The organism is Cryobacterium sp. Sr3 (assembly GCF_004402835.1).
GTDB lineage: Bacteria > Actinomycetota > Actinomycetes > Actinomycetales > Microbacteriaceae > Cryobacterium > Cryobacterium sandaracinum.
In genome coordinates this window covers 22876-42914 of record NZ_SOFA01000046.1, presented here as the reverse complement: position 1 = coordinate 42914, position 20039 = coordinate 22876, and the positions used below count along the sequence as shown (strand labels likewise).

Sequence of the window (20039 nt, the reverse complement as noted above, 5' to 3'; positions counted from 1 at the left end):
TGGTTCGACACCGGGCAGGGCGCTCCGCCTGTGGTGCACGGCGTCGCCTAGCGCTCAGGCGATCGCGACGACGATCAGCCCCATCAGCACAAGCTGCCCGGTCAGCCGCGGCACGAGGGGGATCGCGGCCACGCCGAAGCGGTCCGGGTAGCGCGCGGCGAAGGCGTTGGCGGGGAAGATCGCCGCCAAGAACACGATCAGGCAGACGCCGGCCGTCACGATCGTGGGTGGATACAGCAGTCCGAGCCCGCCCGCGATCTCGCAGACTCCGGTGAGGATGACGAGGTTGCCGGGGCGAAGCATCCCGGTCGTTCGCAGCCGTGGCGGGATCATCGCCCTCATCGTGCGCGCCACACCCGGCACGAAATGTGCGATGCCGGCGCCGATGAAGACCACCGCCAGCACGATGCGCACGGCGAACTGGAGGTCGGGGAATGTAACGCTGCTCATGGCCCTATTCTCCAGCCGATAGAGTGATTTCATATCTGGCGCCCCACGGTCGCGGCGCAAGCCATGCTTTTCTGCTGCAATCGGAGGATCCGTTTTCGTGTCAAAACCTGTTGTCCTAATCGCTGAAGAATTATCGCCTGCCACCGTCGACGCCCTCGGGCCCGACTTCGAGGTCCGCTCCGTAGACGGCACTGACCGGGTCGCGCTACTCGCCGGACTGGCCACGGCGCATGCCGTTCTGGTGCGCTCCGCCACGAAGGTGGACGCGGAGGCAATCGCCGCCGCACCGTTACTGAAGGTCATCGCCCGCGCGGGCGTCGGCCTCGACAACGTCGACATTAAAGCGGCCACGGCTGCGGGCGTCATGGTCGTCAATGCCCCGACCTCCAACATTATTTCCGCCGCAGAACTGACCGTCGGGCACATCATCAGCCTGGCCCGTCACATCCCGGCCGCCCACGGCGCGCTGGCGCAGGGGCAGTGGAAGCGCTCCAAGTACACCGGCGTCGAGCTCTACGAAAAGACCATCGGCATCATCGGCCTCGGCCGCATCGGCGCCCTCATCGCGGCGCGGATGCAGGCCTTCGGCACGAACATCATCGCCTATGACCCCTACATCACCTCCGCCCGCGCCCAGCAGCTCGGCGTGGTTCCGGTCAGCCTCGATGAGCTCCTTGCACAGTCGGACTTCATCACCATCCACATGCCCAAGACGCCCGAAACCAACGGCATGATCGGCGCCGAACAGTTCAAGCTGATGAAGCCCACCGCGTTCGTCGTGAACGTGGCCCGCGGCGGCCTCATCAACGAGAACGACCTCTACGACGCCCTCACGGCCGGCACGATCGCCGGCGCCGGCCTCGATGTGTTCGTCAACGAGCCGCCGACCGGGTCGAAGCTGCTCGGCCTCAACAACATCATCACCACGCCTCACCTCGGCGCCTCCACGGACGAAGCCCAGGAAAAGGCAGGCGTCTCCGTCGCCAAGTCGGTTCGCCTCGCCCTGTCGGGGGAGCTCGTCCCCGACGCGGTCAACGTCGCCGGAGGCGTTATCGACCCCTACGTGCGCCCCGGCATCCCGCTGGTGGAGAAGCTCGGCCAGGTCTTCTCCGGTCTCGGCGCCCACAGCCCGCTGACCAGCGTCGACGTCGAGGTGCGCGGCGAGCTCGCCGACTATGACGTGAGCGTGCTCCGGCTCGCCGCGCTCAAGGGCATTTTCACCAATGTCGTCAGCGAGACCGTGTCCTACGTCAACGCGCCGTTGCTCGCCGAGCAGCGCGGCGTCGCGGTGCGCATGATCACAGACAAGGAGTCGCCGGAGTACCGCAACGTCATCACGCTGCGTGGCGCCCTCGCGGACGGCTCGCAGGTATCGGTGTCCGGCACCCTGACCGGCACCAAGCAAATCGAGAAGATCGTCGAGATCAACGGCTACGACGTCGAGGTTCCGTTCGACGACCACCTGATCGTGATGCTCTACACGGACCGTCCGGGAATCGTGGCCGTCTACGGCCGCGAGTTCGGCGACGCCCAGATCAACATCGCGGGCATGCAGATCGCCCGCCACGTGGCTGGCGGCAAGGCCCTGAGCGTACTGACGGTCGACTCGCCCGTTCCGGCGAGCCTGCTGGCCACGGTGCGCGACGCGATCTCGGCCGAGGCCATGATCGAAATCTCCATCACCGAATAGCAGTTCCGTCGGTCATCCGCCCGATCACCGCGAGCAACCGGTCCAACCTCGTCGTCGATGTGTCATCGACGGCAGGCTGGCCGGGGCTCGCGAGGGTGGATTCGTAGTACAGCCCGTCACTGACGAGCATGATCACCTCGGCCACGTCCGGGTCTCCCACCGCCTCCTCGATGACGCTCAGCCACTGGCGTCGAGTTGCGGCCAGGGCCGCATTGGCCAATGGATGTGCCCCCTGCGCGAGCCTGACGGCCGCACCGATCGACTGGTCGAGCACGGTCCCCTCGCTCATCGACGTGCGGATCAGGTAGTCGACCGCTCCGGCCGAGGCCGCTCGAATTTGTTCGACATCGTCGGCGACGAGCGCGTCGAGCCGGGCCAGGAGTCCCTCCACGAGCGCGTCTTTCGACCCGAAGTGGTAGAGCAGGCCGCCCTTGGAAAGGCCAGCCGCCACCGCCACCGCCTCGAGGGTGGCCGCCCGCTCGCCCTGGTCGATCAGGAGGTGCGCGAACGCGTCCAGGATGCGATCGCGCGTGGGGGAGAGGCGGGGCACGTTCCGGGCCGGGGCTGCGGTTTTAGAGCTCATGGTGCTACTATACCGTCTGGACGGTTTACTGTACCGTCTGGACGGTGCAGCATCCGTCCCTGGAGCCGAAAGAAGTCGTTCCCGTGTCGAATACCGTCCGAGAGACCACCCCCGTCATCGCCGTCAGCCGTGTGCTCAGCCCCCGCCGCCGGTGGTGGGCGCTCGTCGTGCTCATGCTGCCCGTGCTCCTGGTCTCGATCGACAACACGGTGCTCAACCTCGCCCTGCCGGCCATTTCCGAGGACCTGCGGCCGACCGGCACGCAGCTGCTCTGGGTAATCGACATCTACCCGCTCATGCTCGCCGGCCTCCTAGTGGCCATGGGCAGCCTCGGTGACCGGATCGGGCGCCGCCGGCTGCTGCTGATCGGCTCCGCCGGGTTCGGCGCCGTTTCCGTGGTGGCCGCCTTCGCCCCAAGCGTCGAGTGGTTGATCATCGACCGCGCCGTGCTGGGCTTCTTCGGCGCCATGCTGATGCCGCCGACGCTGTCGCTGCTCCGCTCCGTCTTCACCGACCGCAACCAGCGGCGGCTGGCGATCGCGATCTGGGCGAGCGGTTTCGCCGCAGGCAGCGCGCTCGGCCCCGTGGTGGGCGGCGTGCTGCTGGAGCACTTCGCCTGGGGCTCGGTCTTCCTGCTCGCGGTGCCGCTGCTCCTGCCGCTGCTGGTTCTCGGGCCCCTGCTCGTGCCGGAGTCCCGCGACCCGAACCCCGGACGCATCGACGCGCCGAGCATCGCGCTCTCGCTGGCGACCATGCTGCCGGTCGTCTACGGGATCAAGGCCCTGGCGGAGCACGGACCCACGCCCTTCTCGCTCGGCCCGATCGTGCTCGGACTCGCCGCAGGCGTGGTCTTCGTGCGCCGCCAGCCCCGGCTGACGCACCCGATGATCGACCTCGGGCTGTTCCGCCAGGGGGCCTTCAGCGGGGCGATCGGCGTCAACCTGCTGAGCGTCGTGGCTCTCGTCGGCGGCCTGTTCTTCGTCTCCCAGTACCTGCAGCTCGTACTGGCCCTCTCGCCTCTGGAGGCGGGTCTGGTGCTCGTGCCGGGACTGGCGGCGATGATCGTGTCCGGCCTCGTCATCGTGCCCATCGCCCGGCGCGTGCGGCCGTCGATCGTCGTTCCGGTGGCACTGCTGATCTCGGCCGTCGGCTACGCGGCCGCCGCCCTGGGCGGGGGAGACCTCGACGCGGTCGGCATCGCGCTCGTCTTCGTGGCCCTCGGGATCGGGATCGGCGCGGCCGAGACGGTCTCGAACGAACTGATCGTGGCGAACGCCCCGGCGGCCAAGATGGGGGCGGCATCCGCTGTCGGCGAGACGGCCTATGAACTGGGCGCCGTGCTCGGCACGACCATCCTCGGTACCATCCTGACGGCGTCGTACCGCAGTGCGGTCGTGTTGCCGGAGGCCCTCACCGCGGCGCAGAGCGCGGCGGCGGCGGAGACCCTCGGTGGTGCGGTGGCGGTGGCCGACGGGCTGCCCTCCGGCCTGGCAAACGTGCTGCTCTCGTCGGCCCGCGATGCCTTCACCAGCGGAATTGGGCCCACGGCCTGGATCGGTACCATTCTCGTGCTGGCGGCGGCGTTGGTGGCGCTGGTCACCCTGCGTAAGGCGACCTGATCACCTGGGCCGCCGCCGGCGCAGGCCGGTGCCGGGGCGCGTGTCGACATCGACCTCGACACGGGCCCCGGCACGACGGACGTCGACCTAGACGTCGTCGACGGAACGCTTCTGCGACGTGACCTGTTCCCCGCTCGCTTGGTCGACGGCGCTGCGGGTCGTGGTGATGCTGCTGCGCTTGCGGGTCAGCAAGACGATGCCGATGACCATGATGACAGCACCGGCGCCCATCAGGATGTAGCCGACCAGCTCGATGTCCATCCACTCGACGGTCACGTTCAGGGCGAACACCATGATGGCGCCGACGACAAGAAGGAAGATTCCCAATCCGAGACTCATGCGAAACTGCTTTCTATTGGTTGTCAGGAGTTGACCAGCTTAGACACTCGTTGCGTCGCAGTAGGGTTTATCTACAGCCAACTTTCAGACATACGGAGTCGAATGTCCCCTCTCATCAAGCTTGCTGTCATTCCCGGCGACGGGATCGGCCCCGAGGTCGTCGCCGAAGCGGTCAAGGTTCTCGAGGCGGCCACGTCTGCCGACGACGTCACCTTCGACGCAACCTGGTTCTCCCTCGGCGCCGCACGGTTCCTGGAAACCGGCGATGTGCTGACCGATGACGACCTCGCGGCGATCGCCGGCCACGACGCCATCCTGCTCGGCGCCGTCGGCGGCGTGCCGGGGGACCCCCGCCTCGCCAACGCGAATATCGAGCGCGGCCTGCTGCTCAAGTTACGCTTCTCGCTCGACCACTACGTGAACCTGCGCCCGAGCGTTCTCTACCACGGCGTGCCCAGCCCGCTGGCGTCTCCGGGCACCGTCGACTTCGTCGTCGTGCGCGAGGGCACAGAGGGTCCCTACGTGGGCAACGGCGGAGCGATCCGCCAGGGTACCGCGCACGAGGTGGCCAACGAGGTCTCCGTCAACACGGCCTTCGGCGTCGAACGCGTGGTGCGCTACGCCTTCGCCCAGGCCCAGGGTCGGCCCCGTCGCCACCTCACACTCGTGCACAAGACCAATGTGCTCGTCTTCGCGGGCAGTCTGTGGCAGCGGATCGTCACCGCCGTCGCAGCCGAATACCCCGAGGTGACCGTCGACTACCTGCACGTCGACGCGGCCACGATTTTCCTGGTCTCAAATCCGAGTAGATTTGACGTCATCGTCACGGACAACCTCTTCGGCGACATCCTCACCGATCTCGCGGCGGCAATCAGCGGCGGCATCGGCCTTGCGGCCTCCGGGAACATTAACCCTGAGGGCAGGTTCCCCAGCATGTTCGAGCCGGTTCACGGTTCGGCACCGGACATCGCGGGCAAACAACTGGCTGACCCCACGGCGGCCATCCTGTCGGTGGCGCTACTCCTGGAGCACTTCGGACTCACGGATGCCGCGGCCCGGGTGACTGCCGCCGTGACCGCCGACATCGTGGCCCGGGCGGCTCTCGACATACCCCGGAGCACCAGCGCCGTGGGCGACGCCATCGTGACTCGACTGACAGACAAGGGAATCCAATGAGCCAGCCAGCGCCCCCGACGACATCCGGAACCGCCACCTTCCCGCTGAAATTCAGCCTGACGCCGTCGACCGCGGCCCGCACGAAGATCGAGCGCGAAGAGATCCTCGTCGATCCCGGCTTCGGCAAGAAGTTCACCGACCACATGGTCGCCATCGACTGGACCCTCGACGCGGGCTGGCACAACGCCCGGGTCATGCCCTACGGTCCGCTGCACCTCGACCCGGCCTCCTCGGTGCTGCACTACGGCCAGGAGATTTTCGAGGGGCTGAAGGCCTACCGTCACGCCGACGGGTCGATCTGGACCTTCCGCCCGGAGAAGAATGCAGAGCGCCTGCAGCGCTCCGCACGCCGCCTGGCACTGCCGGAACTCTCCGAGGCCGACTTCATCGAATCGATCCGGCAGCTCGTGGCCGTAGACGGCGACTGGGTGCCCTCCGCTGCGGAGACCAGCCTCTACCTGCGCCCGTTCATGATCGCCAACGAGAGCTTCCTCGGCGTGCGTGCCGCGCACCAGGTCGGTTACTACGTGATCGCCAGCCCGGCCGGCGCCTACTTCGCAGACGGTGTGGCCCCGATCAAGATCTGGCTCTCGACCGAGTACTCCCGCGCCGGCCGCGGCGGCACCGGCGCGGCCAAATGCGGCGGCAACTACGCCGCCAGCCTGCTGCCTCAGATGCAGGCTTATGACAACGGCTGCGCCCAGGTGCTCTTCCTCGACGGGGAGACCAGCAGCCGCATCGACGAACTCGGCGGCATGAACGTGTTCTTCGTTCACGGCACCGACACGCTCGTCACCCCGCGCTTGACCGGCGCGATCCTCGAGGGCGTTACCCGCGACAGCATCATCCAGCTCGCCCGGGACCGAGGCCTGACCGTGGAGGAGCGCGACGTGACCCTCGGCGAATGGCAGGACGGTGTCGCATCCGGTGCCATCACCGAGGTGTTCGCCTGCGGCACGGCCGCCGTCGTCACCCCGATCTCGCAGCTCAAGGGCCCGAACCTCTCCATCGGCGACCCGGATGGTCCGGCCGGCCAGATCACGATGGCGCTCCGCCAGGAGCTGACCGACATTCAGTACGGCCGCCTGCCCGACCGCCACGGCTGGCTCACCCGGCTCGACGCCCCGGTGGGACCCGCGTGAAAATCGCACGGTTCAGTCACGAGGGACGCATCTCGTTCGGCATCGTCGACGACGACGAGATCGTCGTTTTAAAGGGCGACCCGATGTTCGCGGGCTACGACCCGTCCGGGGAGCGCGTGGCCCTGCGCGACGTGAAGCTGCTCGCCCCGGTGATCCCGCGGTCGAAGATCGTGGGCATGGCGTGGTCCTACTTCACCGACGCGGCCGAGCAGTCCACCGCGGCCCGCTCGCCCGGTGAGCCCAGGTTTTTCCTCAAACCGAACACCTGCGTCGTCGGCCCCGGCGACCCGATCACCGTGCCGGTGTCCACGGACAACGTGCACGTCGAGGGCGAGCTCGCGATCGTGATCGGCAAGATCACCCGCAACGTGTCCGTCGACGCCGCCGAGGACTCCATCTGGGGCTACACGGTAGCAAACGATGTCACCGCCCGCGATCTGCAGGAGCGCGACGGCGACCTCACACGGGCCAAAAGCTTCGACTCGTTCTGCCCGCTCGGACCGGTCATCGACACCGAATACGATTGGACCGCGTTGACCATCGAGTCCCGCATCAACGGCGAGGTCTTCCAGAAGGGCAATGCGACGCTGCTCAAGTACACCGTTGCTGAGATGATCTCCTTCGTCTCCAGCGTGTTCACCCTGCTGCCGGGCGACGTCATTCTGACGGGTGCCCCAGACCGGTCCGCCTCCGTCGTGCATGGTGACGCCGTGCAGGTGGAGATCGCCGGCATCGGCGTGCTGACGAATCCGGTGCGGCGCGCCTGATCGTCAGGCGTCGGTTGCGGCGTGCACGGGAAACCAGGACCGGATCTGCTCCGTCGCCGTATCCAGCAACGCCACCGATTCGGTCGCGTTGACCCGGGCGAGCAGCATGGCGCTCATGCCGAGCGAAGCCAGGGTGCGGGCGCGTTCCGGCGCGCGGTCCGGCGCGCTTCCTCCGGCCGCGGTCCCGGCCGCCCGGAGGGCGTCCTGAAGGGTGTCCGTCAGCTCGGACCGGTAGCCCTCCACGACCTGGCGGGCCAAGTCGTCGTGCCCGGCGAGGCCTGCGGCGCAGTTCACCAGCAGGCAGCCGCGGCGCGGGGAGTCCTCCGGCAGGGCGGAGACCGCCGACCTGAGTTCGCTGAAGTAGGCCAGCAGCGAGGCCCGGCCGATCCCCGGCCCGGTCAGGGTCCGCAATCTCGGGCGGATGACGGAGGCCTGGTAGTCCTCGACGGCGGCGTCGAACAGGCCACGCTTGCTGCCGAAGGCATGGTAGAGGCTGGATCGCCGGAGACCGGTCGCATCTTCGAGGTCGGCGAGCGAGGTAGCCTCGAAGCCCTTGTCCCAGAACAGGTCCCTGGCCGCCTGGACGACGGTCGTGCGCTCGAAACTCTGCAGCCGCCCCATGGTGTTTCCTCCGTTTTCGCTGTGAGTGGTTTTGTGTATCGCTCAGTACACAATATATTAAAACATTCGTTACAAAGAAGCAGAGGAGCCGCCATGGCCTCGTCCATCACCATCACCAGCACCCAGATCCAGCTTGTCGCCCGCCCCACCGGCTGGCCAACGGATGCCGACTTCGGCACCATCCGCATCGACCTGCCCGAGCTGACCCCCGGTCAGGTTCGCGTGGCCAACGAGTTCGTCTCGGTCGACCCCTACATGCGCGGCCGGATGAACGACGCCAAGTCCTACTCCGCCCCCTACGCTCTCAACGAGACGATGACGGGCGGGGCCGTCGGCCGCGTCGTCGCATCCGCCTCTGACGCGGTTGCCGTCGGCGACGTGGTCGTGCACCAGTTCGGCTGGCGCGACCTGGTACAGGAGGAGGCCTCCGGCTTCCGCGTCGTCCCGGAAATCCCCGGCGTGCCTCTCTCCGCCTACCTCGGCGTGCTGGGCATGACCGCACTCACCGCCTACGTGGGCCTGCTCGAGGTGGCCGGGCTCACGGAAGGCGACACCGTTTTCGTTTCCGGCGCGGCCGGGGCCGTAGGCAGCATGGTCGGCCAGATCGCCCGTCTCAAGGGCGCGAAGCGCGTGATCGGTTCCGCCGGGTCGGCCGAGAAGGTTGCCCTGCTGACCGAGAAGTACGGCTTCGACGCCGCCTTCAACTACAAGGACGGCGACATCGCCAAGCAGCTCGCCGCCGCGGCTCCGGACGGCATCGACGTCTACTTCGACAACGTCGGCGGCGAGCACCTCGAGGCGGCACTGGCCAGCTTCAACGACGGCGGACGCGCCGCCCTCTGTGGTGCGATCTCCGTCTACAACAACACCGAGGCGACCGGCGGCCCGCGCAACCTGGCGAACATGATCGGTCGCGGGCTGACCCTCAAGGGCTTCATCGTGGGCAACTACGTGCAGCATTTCCCCGCGTTCTCGGCCGACATGGCCGGCTGGCTCGCCGCGGGCGACGTCGTCTTCGACGAGACCGTGGTCGACGGGATCGACCACGCGGTCGACGCCTTCCTCGGCCTCATGCGTGGCGAGAACACCGGCAAGATGGTCGTCCGCACGAACGTCTGACTTTCCCGACAGCATCCATTTCACACGATCACACACTCTGGAGAACCCATGAATTCCGTACTTTTTGTTGTCAGCGCCGCCGATCACTGGACCCTCAACGACGGCAGCCTGCACCCCACCGGCTACTGGGCCGAAGAGCTCGCCGAACCGCACCGCCTGTTCACCGAGGCCGGCTGGCGGATCACCATCGCGACGCCCGGCGGCGTCGCCCCCACCATCGATGCGGGAAGCCTGGCACCCCAGGCGGCCGGCGGGGAAGACCGGGCCGCGGCCATCGTCGCCTACCTCGACACCATCGGCAGTGAACTCGACGAGCCCCGCTCGATCAGTGACATCACGGTCGCCGACTACGACGTCGTCTTCTACCCCGGCGGCCACGCCCCGATGGAGGACCTGGCCGTCGACGCCGACTCCGGACGTATCATGACCGAGGCCCTCGACTCCGGAACGATTCTCGGCGTGCTCTGCCACGCCCCGGCCGCCATGCTCGCCGCCCAGCGAGCCGACGGCAGCTGGCCCTTCACCGGCTACCGCATGACCGGCTTCACCGATGAGGAGGAGACTCTCGGTGGCCTCGCCCCCAAGGCGCCGTGGCTCGTGCAGAGCCGCCTGGTCGCGCTGGGCGCCGACTTCGTCGCCGGCGCAGCCTGGGCCGAGCACATGGAGATCGACCGCAACCTGTACACCGGCCAGAATCCGGCTTCCTCCGCTGCTCTCGCCGGCGCGATCATCACCGCCGTCACCGCACAGAAGTAGTCGAGTCGCCGCGAGGCCCTCTGGCCGAGCAGGCCCTGCGGTCGCGCCCGTCGTGACCCGGCTACGGACGCAGGGCGCGCAGGGCGCGCAGGGCGTCGGCGACGTCGTCCTCGTCGTTCCACAGGTGGAAGGCGACGCGGGCCCGCCCGGCCCTGCGCGACGCGGTGAGACCTGCCCGGGTGAGGCGGTCAAGGTCGGTGCCGTCGGCATCCGGCCAGGTCACGATCGACTGCCCGGCCGGGGCGAGCCCGAGCCCGGCGCAGAGCGCGTCGCCCAGCGCCACCGCGTGGTCGCGCACCGTCGACAGGTCGAGCCGCCCGAACAGCTCCAGTGCGGGTTCGGCGCCCACCCAGGCGTTCCAGGCCGGGGAGACGTCGAATCGGCGCGCATCAGCCGCAAGGTTCATGTCCGGTCCGTAACAGGAGGCCCACGGGTCCCGGCCGGCATACCAGCCCGCCTGCACCGGGTGCAGCAGTACGGCCAGCCGCTCGGCCACGGTCAGGAAGGCCACGCCGCGCGGGGCGCAGAGCCACTTGTAACTGTGGCAGATAGAGGCGTCGAAGACGGATGCGTCCACCGGCATCCACCCGGCGGCCTGCGTCGTGTCGCAGAGGGTGAAGCACCCGTGAGCACGGGCGGCGGCCACGATCCCCGCGGTGTCGGCGACGGCACCGGTGGCGGACTGCACGAGCGAGAACGCCACAAGCCAGGTGTCGGCGGTGATCCCGACGGCCAGCTCGGCCAGAGGCAGGTGCCGCACGGTGACCCCGCGGTGCGCCTGGCTGAGGAACGGGAACACCATCGAGCTGAAATCGCCATCGACGCAGAGCACCTCGGCGCCGTCGGGAACGCTCGCGGCGAGCAGGCCGGCCAGCACGGATGCCTGAGACCCGATCGCGACCCGGCTCACCGGAACAGCGACGAGTCTGGCATACGCGTGCCGGACCCGTTCGACCACGGCGGCGTACCCCGCCGCCGACGCGGTGCCCAGCGCCCAGGCGTCGGCGTCCAGGCGCAGGGCCGCTTCCGTTTCCCGGGTCGGCAGCCCGAGCGTGCAGGCCGCCAGATAGCCGCGGCCGCCCCGGAACCGCTCGCGCGCCTCGCGCACGCCGATGCGGGCCGGCAGCGTCGAGCGGGACGCGGAAGAGTCGCTCTGGATCATTTCTCCAGCATGCGACCAGCCTATTCATTTGACAATAACCAGTAGCTGAGGCAATCCATAAGCATCAGTTATGATCACTTCGTGCCCGCCATCGTCCAGCCCGAACTCGACTCCACCATGCTGCGCGTCGTGGGTGCGCTCGCCGACTGCGGCTCGATCACGGCGGCCGCGGCGGCGCTCGGCTACAGCCAGCCCGCCGTGAGCCAGCAGCTTAGACGGCTCGAGCAGCGCATCGGGATGGCCGTGATCGAACGCATCGGCCGCGGCGTGCGGCTCACCGAGACCGGACGGCTGCTCGCCCGGCACGCCGCCATCGTGAGCGGGGCCCTGGACGCCGCCGCGGGGGAGTTGTCCGAGCTGCGCGGCCTGCGCGCGGGCCGGGTGCGTCTGGCGGCGTTCCCCTCCGCCTCGGCGACCATTGTGCCGCGCCTGCTCGCTGACCTGCAGCGCCGCCATCCGGGAGTCAGCGTCACCTACCTTGAGGCCGAGCCGCCCGAAGCCGTGGCTCTGGTGCGCCAGAACCAAGCCGATCTGGCGATCACGTTCAGCTACCCCGGCGACCGGGTCGACCCTCACCGGGACAGCGCCGAGGGCCTCGTCGTGACCCGGCTCCGCCGGGACGAGATGATGCTCGTGCTGCCGGCCGGACACGCCCTGGCCAAAAACAGCGCAGTCGACCTCGGCGACCTGGCCGGGGAGAATTGGATCGGCGGATGCCCTCGGTGCCGCGGCCACCTGCTGGAGCTTTGCGGTCACAACGGTTTCACGCCCCGCATCTCTTACGAGACCGACAACGCGGCCGCCGTGCTCGGCCTCGTGGCGGCCGGCATCGGGGTGGCGATGCTGCCCGCGCTTGCCCTCGACTCCGTCGGCGCGCAGCCTCTCGTCGCCATCCGGCCCACCCGCGGCCGCGACCACCGCACCCTGCACACGGTCACGGTCACTGGGTCCGCGGGCGTGGCGGCCATTGCCGTCACCCTGCGCCGGCTCGCCGCGCTGGCCGGACCGGACGCGCCACCCGCGGCGCCACCCGTATCCCCACCCGCGCCCTCACCCGGAGGCAACTAGAATCGTGGGTGATGTCTGAGACAATTGCGCACCCGTTTTCCACTGCCACCGGCACCGACGTTCGCGTTCGGTTCTGCCCCTCGCCGACCGGAACGCCGCACGTCGGTCTGATCCGCACGGCGCTCTTCAACTGGGCTTACGCCCGGCACACCGGCGGCACGTTCATCTTCCGGATCGAAGACACCGATCCGGCCCGCGATACCGAGGAGAGCTTCGTGCAGCTCCTCGACGCGCTGCACTGGCTGCGCCTGGACTGGGACGAGGGCGTCGAGGTCGGCGGACCGCACGCTCCCTACCGCCAGTCCGAGCGCTACGATATCTATCGTGACGTGATCGAGCAGCTCAAGGCGTCCGGTCACATTTACGAGAGCTTCGCCACCGGCGAGGAGATCGAGGTGCGAAACGTCGCCCTCGGCCGCGACCCCAAGGCCGGATACGACAACTTCGAGCGCGACCTCAGCGATGAGAAGAAGGCGGCCTTCCGTGCAGAGGGCCGCTCGCCGGCGCTCCGCCTCAAGGTGCCCGACACGGACATCTCCTTCGACGACCTGGTTCGCGGCGAGATCACCTTCCCGGCCGGCTCGTTCAGCGACTTCGTCGTCGTGCGGCCCAACGGGCATCCGTTGTACCCGTTCGTGAACCCGGTCGACGACGCCATGATGGGCGTCACCCACGTGCTGCGCGGCGAAGACCTGCTCTCCTCCACGCCGCGCCAGATCGCCCTGTACCACGCGCTGATCGACATCGGACTGGCCACGTTCGTGCCGCGTTTCGGGCACATGCCCTACGTCATGGGCGAGGGCAACAAAAAGCTCTCCAAGCGCGACCCCGAGTCCAACCTGTTCCACCACCGCGCCCGCGGCTTCGTTCCCGAGGGACTGGTCAACTACCTGTCGCTGCTCGGCTGGTCCCTCTCCAGCGACCGCGACGTGTTCACGATCGATGAGATGATCGCCGCGTTCGACGTCGTCGACGTGCTGCCGAACCCGGCCCGCTTCGACCTCAAGAAGGCCGAGTCGCTCAACGGCGACCACATCCGGCTGCTCGACCCGGCCGATTTCGCCGCCCGGGTCATCCCGTACCTGGTGGCCGCCGGCGACGTGACCGAACCACTCAGCGAGGTGCAGCAGGCTATTCTCGAGGCCGCCGCACCGCTAGTGCAGGAACGCATCGCCCTGCTCGGCGAGGCACCCGGCATGCTCGGTTTCCTGTTCATCGGCGGCGACTCGCTGGCCTACCAGCCGGATGCCCTCGCCTCGCTCCCGCAGAACACGCGCGAGATCCTCGCCACGTCCACGGCAGCGCTGCTCGACATTCCCGAAGCGGAATGGACGCACGACCGCGTGCACACCACCCTGACCGAGACGCTGATCGACGGGCTCGCGCTCAAGCCGCGCGTGGCCTTCGGCCCCCTGCGGGTCGCGGTCTCCGGCCGGCGCATCTCGCCGCCGCTGTTCGAATCGATGGAGATCCTGGGCAAGGCGGAGTCCGTGCTGCGTCTTGCACGTCTGGCTGCCACCACTCTCGAGTGACTGGCCGCGCGGTGTCGGGCCCCTCGGGGTCTGCCCCGGCAATCGGCTCGAGCCGGCGATGATTTCGGCTCTGGGTTTGTCCCGGCACTCTGAGTGGGTTAGAGTTACGAGTCGGTCCGTTCTGAGGAACAGGCAGTGGGGTATGGTGTAATTGGCAACACGACTGATTCTGGTTCAGTTGTTCTTGGTTCGAGTCCAGGTACCCCAGCAGTAACAGGTGCAGGATTTCGCGGCGATATCACCCATCGCCCATCCTCTCCCCTTGGCCCGGGTCCGCCTCGGTGTTTAGAACCACTATCACAAGCGCCGTGCGGGGCTGCAGCGGCGTTTCGCCGCCCGGGTTGATTCGCTTTCGTAACGACGCAACCGGGCCGACACTCGGCGCCGTTCGGCGTTCAGCCCGCAGCGCCAAGGTGCACACTGCGATGTCTTTCCCGGCTTGTCGGGATGCGGTGGACAATCTGGTTTTCAGACGATGACTCGAACAGTTGACGGTTGGTTGCTGCGCCGTCGGTGTCAGGAATCGACGCATAACGACCGTCGGCATGCGCTTTGCGGATTGGTATGAGCCTGGCCAGCGCGTTTCATCAAACCTTCACATGCTCGGGGGCTGGAGCTTCATGCGCGGTCTGCATGCTGGTGTGTAGACACCAACTTGGTGGCTGAACGCGAAAGGTGTTGAGACTGATGAAATTCAATCGGAAGAACATGACCGCTGGTGTTGCGGGACTCGGGCTTGTCGGAGCGCTTGTCACGGGCGGTGTTGCCGCGGCGCAGGCATCTACCGGTGATGGGGCTATTTCCCAGCCACCATCGACGACCTCGTCGTCAGTTGGCGAGCACCGGTCAGGCCACTTGGCCGGCATGGCATTCGGGCAGAGTTCGCCCATGGTCGCGATCGCGAGCTACCTCGGCTTGAGTCGGACGGAGCTGCAGGACCGGGTCCAGTCGGGTGAGTCCCTCGCGGATGTCGCTGAAGCCCAGGGCAAATCGGTTTCTGGGCTCAAAGACGCAATTCTCTCGCAGCAGAGGACCACTCTCGACTCCGACAGCACTCTGTCATCTGATGACAGGCAGGCAGCCGTAGAACAGATGAGGAGCCGCATTGACCCGATGCTGAACGCGACCCACACCCCAGGTGAGGGGATGGGCATGGGTTCGGGAGTCGGTATGCACTCGGGCGCAGGGATGGGCGTAGGGATGGGCTTGGGGATGGCGCGGACCTGACCGTCTCCTGAACAGGCGGACCGGTCCACGGGCTGCCTGGATGTACGAAAATAAACACAAACTGAAGGAGCAGAAGAAATGATGTGGGGAAACGGATACAACATGACGTGGGGATGGCCGGTAGGGCTGCTCATGCTCGTCGCAGTCATCCTCCTTGTTGTCTGGGTTGTGCGGGCTTTTGCTGACGGAACTGAACGCGGAGGGTTCCGCGGGACTACTCCGCTGAGCCGCGGACAAGGCGAGCGCAGTCCAGCGCGTCAAATACTCGATGATCGCTTCGCGAAGGGTGAATTGAATGAAACGGAATACCGAGAACGGTTGCAGGTGCTCGAGAGGTAAGGCCTGAGTTGGTCCTCCCTCGCCGAGTCCCTGGGGCGCAGTGCAGAGTCCGTGCCGCCGGACGGCGATAATCAGAAGAAAAGGGGTGAGCGATGCAGAAGGTCCTGGTTGTCGACGACGAGGCGCAGATCAGGACGGTCCTGCGCGGCTACCTGGAAGCGGAAGGTTATGACGTAGCGGAGGCCGCGGACGGCGCCGAGGCGCTTGCGGTACTCCATAAGGACCCTCCCGCTCTCGTGCTGCTGGATGTAATGCTGCCGGGGATCGACGGGCTGGAGGTTCTCCGGCAGTTGCGAGGCTTCAGCGACGCGTACGTGATCCTCGTCACGGCCAGGGCGGAGGAGGTCGACAAGCTCGTGGGGCTCGGTGTGGGTGCGGATGACTATGTGACCAAGCCATTCAGCCCGCGCGAGGTGACGGCTCGAGTGAAGGCAATGCTCCGTCGTGACAATCGGGATGAGCGAACCGACAGAGACGCCCTGCTTCGCTTCGATGGCTTGTCCATCAAACCCGCCCACCGAGAGGTTGAGGCGAATGGAGTCTCCGTGGGGTTGTCGAGCCTGGAGTTTGATCTTCTCACCGCACTCGCAACCGAGCCCGGGCGGGTGTTTTCCCGGGCACAACTGCTTAAAAAAGTCTGGGGCTACGATTTCTACGGCGACGAACGGGTCGTCGATGTTCACATCCGCAGTTTGCGCGCACGACTCGGCGACGATGCCGGCGATCCACACCTGATCGCCACGGTGCGGGGCGTGGGCTACAAGTTTGTGGCCGGGCCCAGATGAAGATGCGCCTCTCGCTGCGCCTGTTCATCTCCTATGCCGCTATTGCCGTGGTCGGCGGCATGGTGGCTTATCTGACGATCTCGCTGCTCGCTCCTCGACTGTTCGAAGACCGGCTGGAGATGATGATGGACAGTGAGGGCACCGGAATGTCGATGGGGGCCATGGACGCGACCAGCGTGCGCTCCGCCTTCCTATCCGCGCTCACGACCTCGCTGATCGTCGGGGTACTGGCCAGCGTCATCGCCGCAGGTTTCGTCGCCGCGGCAGTCACGGGGCGCCTACTTCGCCCCCTCAACGCTGTGCGGGCCGCGACCAAACTGATCGCTGCCGGAAAATACGGAGGCAGGGTCCCCGTCCCCTCCGAGCCGGAACTCGCAGCGCTGGCCACAGACGTCAACACGCTGGCCCAGGCCCTGGCCGATACCGAGTCACGGCGAACCCGGCTGCTCGGGGAGGTTGCGCATGAAATGCGAACCCCACTGACCGTTCTGGACGGCTACGTCGAGGGGCTGATCGATGGCGTGTTCACCGCCAGCCCCGACACATTCGCCTCCCTCAGCGAGGAACTGCGCCGCCTGCATCGCCTCTCCGATGACCTGTCCAGCCTGTCGCGCGCTCAAGAACAGCGGCTCGACCTGCATCCAGTCGATGCCGACCTGGCCGATCTTGCTCGCCGCACGGCCAACCGGCTCGCTCCGCAATTCGAAGATTCGGGCGTGACGTTGACACTCAACGTCGCCACGCCGCTGCCCGTGCACGTGGACCCGGACCGGATCACCCAGATTCTGACCAACCTTTTCGGCAACGCCCTGCTCGCCACCCCGGCGGGCGGTGCGGTCACCATCACGACGCACGGCGCCGACGGCCGTGGTGAGGTCGTCGTGATCGACACGGGAGTGGGCCTGGCCGAGGAGGACACAGACCGTGTTTTCGAGCGGTTCTACCGTGTGCCCGGACAGGCCCGCCGCTCCGCCGGATCAGGGATCGGTCTCACGATCGCCCGGGAAATAGCGCGTGCGCACGGCGGGGACGTGACGGCCTCGTCGGGAGGGACAGGGCAGGGAGCCAGATTCGCGGTCGTGGTACCCCTGCGGGCCGGCGCCAGATCAGGCTGAAACTCCGACGTCATTCCCTGCTCCGTCAGCCGATGTGGTGGCCGTCGTGCTCTCGGGCTGTCGCGGGAGGCGCAGCCGCTTGAGCAGCAGCGCGTTGACCGCGACGATGACGCTGGAGCCGGACATGGAGATGGCGGCGATTTCCGGACTGAGCCGGATGCCGAACGTCGGAAAGAAAACGCCGGCGGCAATGGGGAGCGCGATCGCGTTGTAGCCGACCGCCCAGCCGAGGTTTTGGCGCATTTTGCGCACGGTGCCTTTCCCGATGCGCAGGGCGATGGGGACGTCGAGGGGGTCTGACCGCATCAGGACTACGTCCGCCGTGTCGATGGCGACGTCCGTCCCCGCCCCGATGGCGATGCCCAGGTCCGCCTGTGCCAAGGCCGGAGCGTCGTTGACTCCGTCGCCGACCATCGCGACTCGCTTGCCGGACGCCTGCAGCTCTTTGATTTTCGCGGCCTTGTCTTCCGGGAGCACCTCGGCGATCACAACATCGATCTGGAGCATGGATGCGATCCGCTGCGCGGTCGCCTCATTGTCGCCGGTGAGCATGACGACCTCGATTCCCGCTTCGTGAAGAGCGACAACGGCGCCCGCCGCGGTCTCTCGAACGGCGTCAGCCAAGGCGATGACCCCAGCGGCCTTCCCGTCGACGGCGACGAGGACCGCCGTCCGTCCGGTGGCGGCCAACGTCTGACGCTGGGCGGACACCGGATCAATATCGATGCCCTGGGCGACCATGAGTTTGCGGTTGCCGACGAACACCTGGCGTCCTGCGACTGTTGCGCCGGCACCATGTCCCGGAACATTGCGGAACGCAGATGCTTCCAACGCAGTCGCGCCGCGCCCGACGGCGTAACTGACGACGGCTGCGGCGAGCGGATGCTCGGACTCCCGTTCCACTGCAGCGACAAGGGCCAACAACTCGACCTCATCCATCCCAACAGCAATGAAGTCCGTCACCTCTGGTTCGCCCCGGGTCAGAGTTCCCGTCTTGTCCAGGACGACCGTGTCGATTCGAGCTGAAGTCTCCAACGCGGTCGCAGTTTTAAAGAGGACACCGCGTTTGGCGCCCAGGCCGGTGCCGACCATGATGGCGGTCGGTGTCGCCAGGCCCAACGCATCCGGGCAGGTGATGACGACGACGGTGATCGCAAAGAGGATCGCGGTAGGAAGGCTCGCGCCGGCCAAGAGCCACGCACCCAGGGTGGCGCTGCCGCCAATGAGGGCTACGAGCACAAGCCAGAAGGCCGCGCGGTCGGCTAGCCGTTGTCCGGGGGCCTTGGAGTTCTGTGCTTCCTGAACCAGGGCCACGATCTGCGCGAGTGCGGTATCGGCGCCGACTTTGGTCGCCCGCACGCGAAGGGTTCCGGTGGTGTTCACTGTGGCGCCGATCACGTTGGATCCGATGCTCTTGGCGACGGGAAGGCTCTCCCCGGTGACCATGGATTCGTCGATGTCGGACTCACCGTCTTCTACGACGGCGTCAGTTGGAACTTTTGCTCCGGGCCGAACCAGGAGGAGGTCGCCCGGGACAACCTCCGCGGTCGGGACCTCAACCGGTTCCCCGTCTCGGATGACGAATGCCATCGACGGTGCCAACTCGAGCAGCGTGCGGATGGCGTCGTTTGCGCCGCCCCTGGCACGCATTTCAAACCAGTGGCCCAGGAGGACGAAGCTGGTCAGAACGGTCGCAGCCTCGTAGAAAACTTCCCCACCACCGGTAAGGGTGACAGACAGGCTATAGAGCCAGCCCGCTCCGACACCGACGGCTACCAGAACCATCATGTCCAGGGTTCGAGCCCGCAGCGCCCGGAAGGCCCCATCGAAAAAGATCCAAGCCGAATAGAAAATGACCGGCAGAGACAGGATCAACGCGAAAACGTCATCCCGCAGCCCGAACGGGGCAGGAACCGCGAAACCGAAAACGTCGCGGCCGATCGGCGACCACAGGGTGATCGGAACCGACAGGATCACCGCCACCATGAACCGGTTGCGCATGTCCCGGATCATGCCGGCCATGGACATGTCGCCGTGCGCGCCACCATGCCCCATGGTCTCCTGCATGGTTCGAGGCGGTTGTCCGGTCTTCATTTCATGTTCGGTGTGGTCGGTGACGGATGACGCCACCGGATCGCAGATGTGATCGGGCACGGAGCGTCCAGCGCAGTGGTAACCGCATTCCCGGACCCATGCCGCCAGATCAGTGACGGAGGTCTGCCTGGGATCGAAGGTCACGCTCGCGGTTTGCGCTACCGGATTCGCATCAACGCTCAACACGCCGGGGCGGCGGGCGAGCACCGACTCGACGATCGCTCGCGAGGATGCCCATTGAACGCCCTGCACTTCGAGGACAGTAGTTTCGGCTTCCTGAGTCATGTGAATCTTCCATTCTGAAGAATCGGCCTCACAGCGACAATCTCCGTGTCGAACCCTCTCAGCCTATACCCATGGGGGGTATACGATCGGGGCGATCCACCTCGTCGGTGGGAGGCTGTCGTAGGGCCTCTGGGTCGTTAATCAGGCAACGCTACTAGGATAGATAGTAT

17 protein-coding genes and 1 tRNA gene are annotated in these 20039 nt (G+C 66.9%); 12 read left to right on the top strand and 6 right to left on the bottom strand.

The annotated features are described in order from the left end of the window. Positions 1–54: 54 nt before the first annotated feature. Positions 55–450 carry a DoxX family membrane protein gene (locus E3N94_RS15245; protein ID WP_104102881.1) on the bottom strand — a complete coding sequence of 132 codons (396 nt, stop codon included), beginning with the start codon at positions 448–450 and terminating at the stop codon, positions 55–57. 97 nt (positions 451–547) lie between these two features. Here E3N94_RS15245 and serA point away from each other — a divergent pair, with 97 nt between their 5' ends. Further along, positions 548–2140: a phosphoglycerate dehydrogenase gene (serA, locus tag E3N94_RS15240; protein ID WP_104102883.1), complete on the top strand. Its 1593-nt coding sequence runs from the start codon at positions 548–550 to the stop codon at positions 2138–2140. Here the strand turns inward: serA and E3N94_RS15235 are convergent. Next, positions 2130–2723, bottom strand: coding sequence for a TetR/AcrR family transcriptional regulator (locus E3N94_RS15235; protein WP_104102886.1), 594 nt, complete (start codon positions 2721–2723; stop codon positions 2130–2132). The genes serA and E3N94_RS15235 overlap by 11 nt on opposite strands. 131 nt (positions 2724–2854) lie before the next feature. Here E3N94_RS15235 and E3N94_RS15230 point away from each other — a divergent pair, with 131 nt between their 5' ends. Next, a complete protein-coding gene (locus E3N94_RS15230) occupies positions 2855–4342 on the top strand; it encodes an MFS transporter (protein ID WP_233191547.1) in 1488 nt (495 codons plus the stop codon). A gap of 87 nt (positions 4343–4429) precedes the next feature. Here E3N94_RS15230 and E3N94_RS15225 read toward each other — a convergent pair whose 3' ends face one another. Then, entirely contained in the window at positions 4430–4681 is a 252-nt protein-coding gene (locus E3N94_RS15225) for a DUF6458 family protein (RefSeq protein WP_104102889.1), read from the bottom strand. Between the two features lie 102 nt (positions 4682–4783). Between E3N94_RS15225 and E3N94_RS15220 the strand changes: the two genes are divergently transcribed. Genes E3N94_RS15220 through E3N94_RS15210 form a run of 3 tightly spaced genes read left to right on the top strand, consistent with a single transcriptional unit; the run spans position 4784 to position 7766 of the window. Then, a complete protein-coding gene (locus tag E3N94_RS15220) occupies positions 4784–5857 on the top strand; it encodes a 3-isopropylmalate dehydrogenase (RefSeq protein WP_134371684.1) in 1074 nt (357 codons plus the stop codon). Continuing rightward, positions 5854–6999: a branched-chain amino acid aminotransferase gene (locus tag E3N94_RS15215; RefSeq protein WP_104102894.1), complete on the top strand. Its 1146-nt coding sequence runs from the start codon at positions 5854–5856 to the stop codon at positions 6997–6999. Before E3N94_RS15220 ends, E3N94_RS15215 begins: the two co-directional genes overlap by 4 nt. Continuing rightward, positions 6996–7766, top strand: a complete 771-nt coding sequence (locus tag E3N94_RS15210; protein ID WP_134341802.1) for a fumarylacetoacetate hydrolase family protein — start codon at positions 6996–6998, stop codon at positions 7764–7766. Before E3N94_RS15215 ends, E3N94_RS15210 begins: the two co-directional genes overlap by 4 nt. Positions 7767–7769: 3 nt before the next feature. Here the strand turns inward: E3N94_RS15210 and E3N94_RS15205 are convergent, their stop codons facing one another. Next, entirely contained in the window at positions 7770–8387 is a 618-nt protein-coding gene (locus E3N94_RS15205) for a TetR/AcrR family transcriptional regulator (protein WP_104102896.1), read from the bottom strand. Between the two features lie 93 nt (positions 8388–8480). Between E3N94_RS15205 and E3N94_RS15200 the strand changes: the two genes are divergently transcribed. After that, entirely contained in the window at positions 8481–9506 is a 1026-nt protein-coding gene (locus E3N94_RS15200; RefSeq protein WP_104102898.1) for an NADP-dependent oxidoreductase, read from the top strand. Between the two features lie 48 nt (positions 9507–9554). Beyond that, a complete protein-coding gene (locus tag E3N94_RS15195; protein ID WP_134419932.1) occupies positions 9555–10262 on the top strand; it encodes a type 1 glutamine amidotransferase domain-containing protein in 708 nt (235 codons plus the stop codon). 61 nt (positions 10263–10323) lie between these two features. Here the strand turns inward: E3N94_RS15195 and E3N94_RS15190 are convergent, their stop codons facing one another. Beyond that, complete coding sequence (locus E3N94_RS15190) at positions 10324–11424, bottom strand: aminotransferase class V-fold PLP-dependent enzyme (RefSeq protein ID WP_134570526.1); 1101 nt, start codon at positions 11422–11424, stop codon at positions 10324–10326. Positions 11425–11505: 81 nt separating this feature from the next. On the opposite strand from E3N94_RS15190, the gene E3N94_RS15185 reads away from it, so the two are divergent. The 5 genes from E3N94_RS15185 (at position 11506) to E3N94_RS15160 (ending at position 17490) form a co-directional block, all read left to right on the top strand. Further along, positions 11506–12492 (top strand): LysR family transcriptional regulator, encoded by a 987-nt coding sequence (locus tag E3N94_RS15185; RefSeq protein WP_241987146.1) that lies wholly within the window; start codon positions 11506–11508, stop codon positions 12490–12492. A gap of 11 nt (positions 12493–12503) precedes the next feature. Further along, positions 12504–14024: a glutamate--tRNA ligase gene (gene gltX, locus E3N94_RS15180; RefSeq protein ID WP_104102905.1), complete on the top strand. Its 1521-nt coding sequence runs from the start codon at positions 12504–12506 to the stop codon at positions 14022–14024. 136 nt (positions 14025–14160) lie between these two features. After that, positions 14161–14232: transfer RNA gene (locus E3N94_RS15175), tRNA-Gln, on the top strand. Positions 14233–15682: 1450 nt separating this feature from the next. Beyond that, positions 15683–16375, top strand: a complete 693-nt coding sequence (locus tag E3N94_RS15165) for a response regulator transcription factor (protein WP_104102914.1) — start codon at positions 15683–15685, stop codon at positions 16373–16375. Continuing rightward, entirely contained in the window at positions 16372–17490 is a 1119-nt protein-coding gene (locus E3N94_RS15160; protein ID WP_134570524.1) for a HAMP domain-containing sensor histidine kinase, read from the top strand. Before E3N94_RS15165 ends, E3N94_RS15160 begins: the two co-directional genes overlap by 4 nt. Here E3N94_RS15160 and E3N94_RS15155 read toward each other — a convergent pair. Beyond that, the gene (locus E3N94_RS15155; protein ID WP_134570523.1) at positions 17482–19869 is read right to left on the bottom strand and encodes a heavy metal translocating P-type ATPase; all 2388 of its coding nucleotides are present in this window, start codon (positions 19867–19869) and stop codon (positions 17482–17484) included. The two genes, E3N94_RS15160 and E3N94_RS15155, sit on opposite strands and share 9 nt — an antisense overlap. Between the last annotated feature and the right edge of the window lie 170 nt (positions 19870–20039).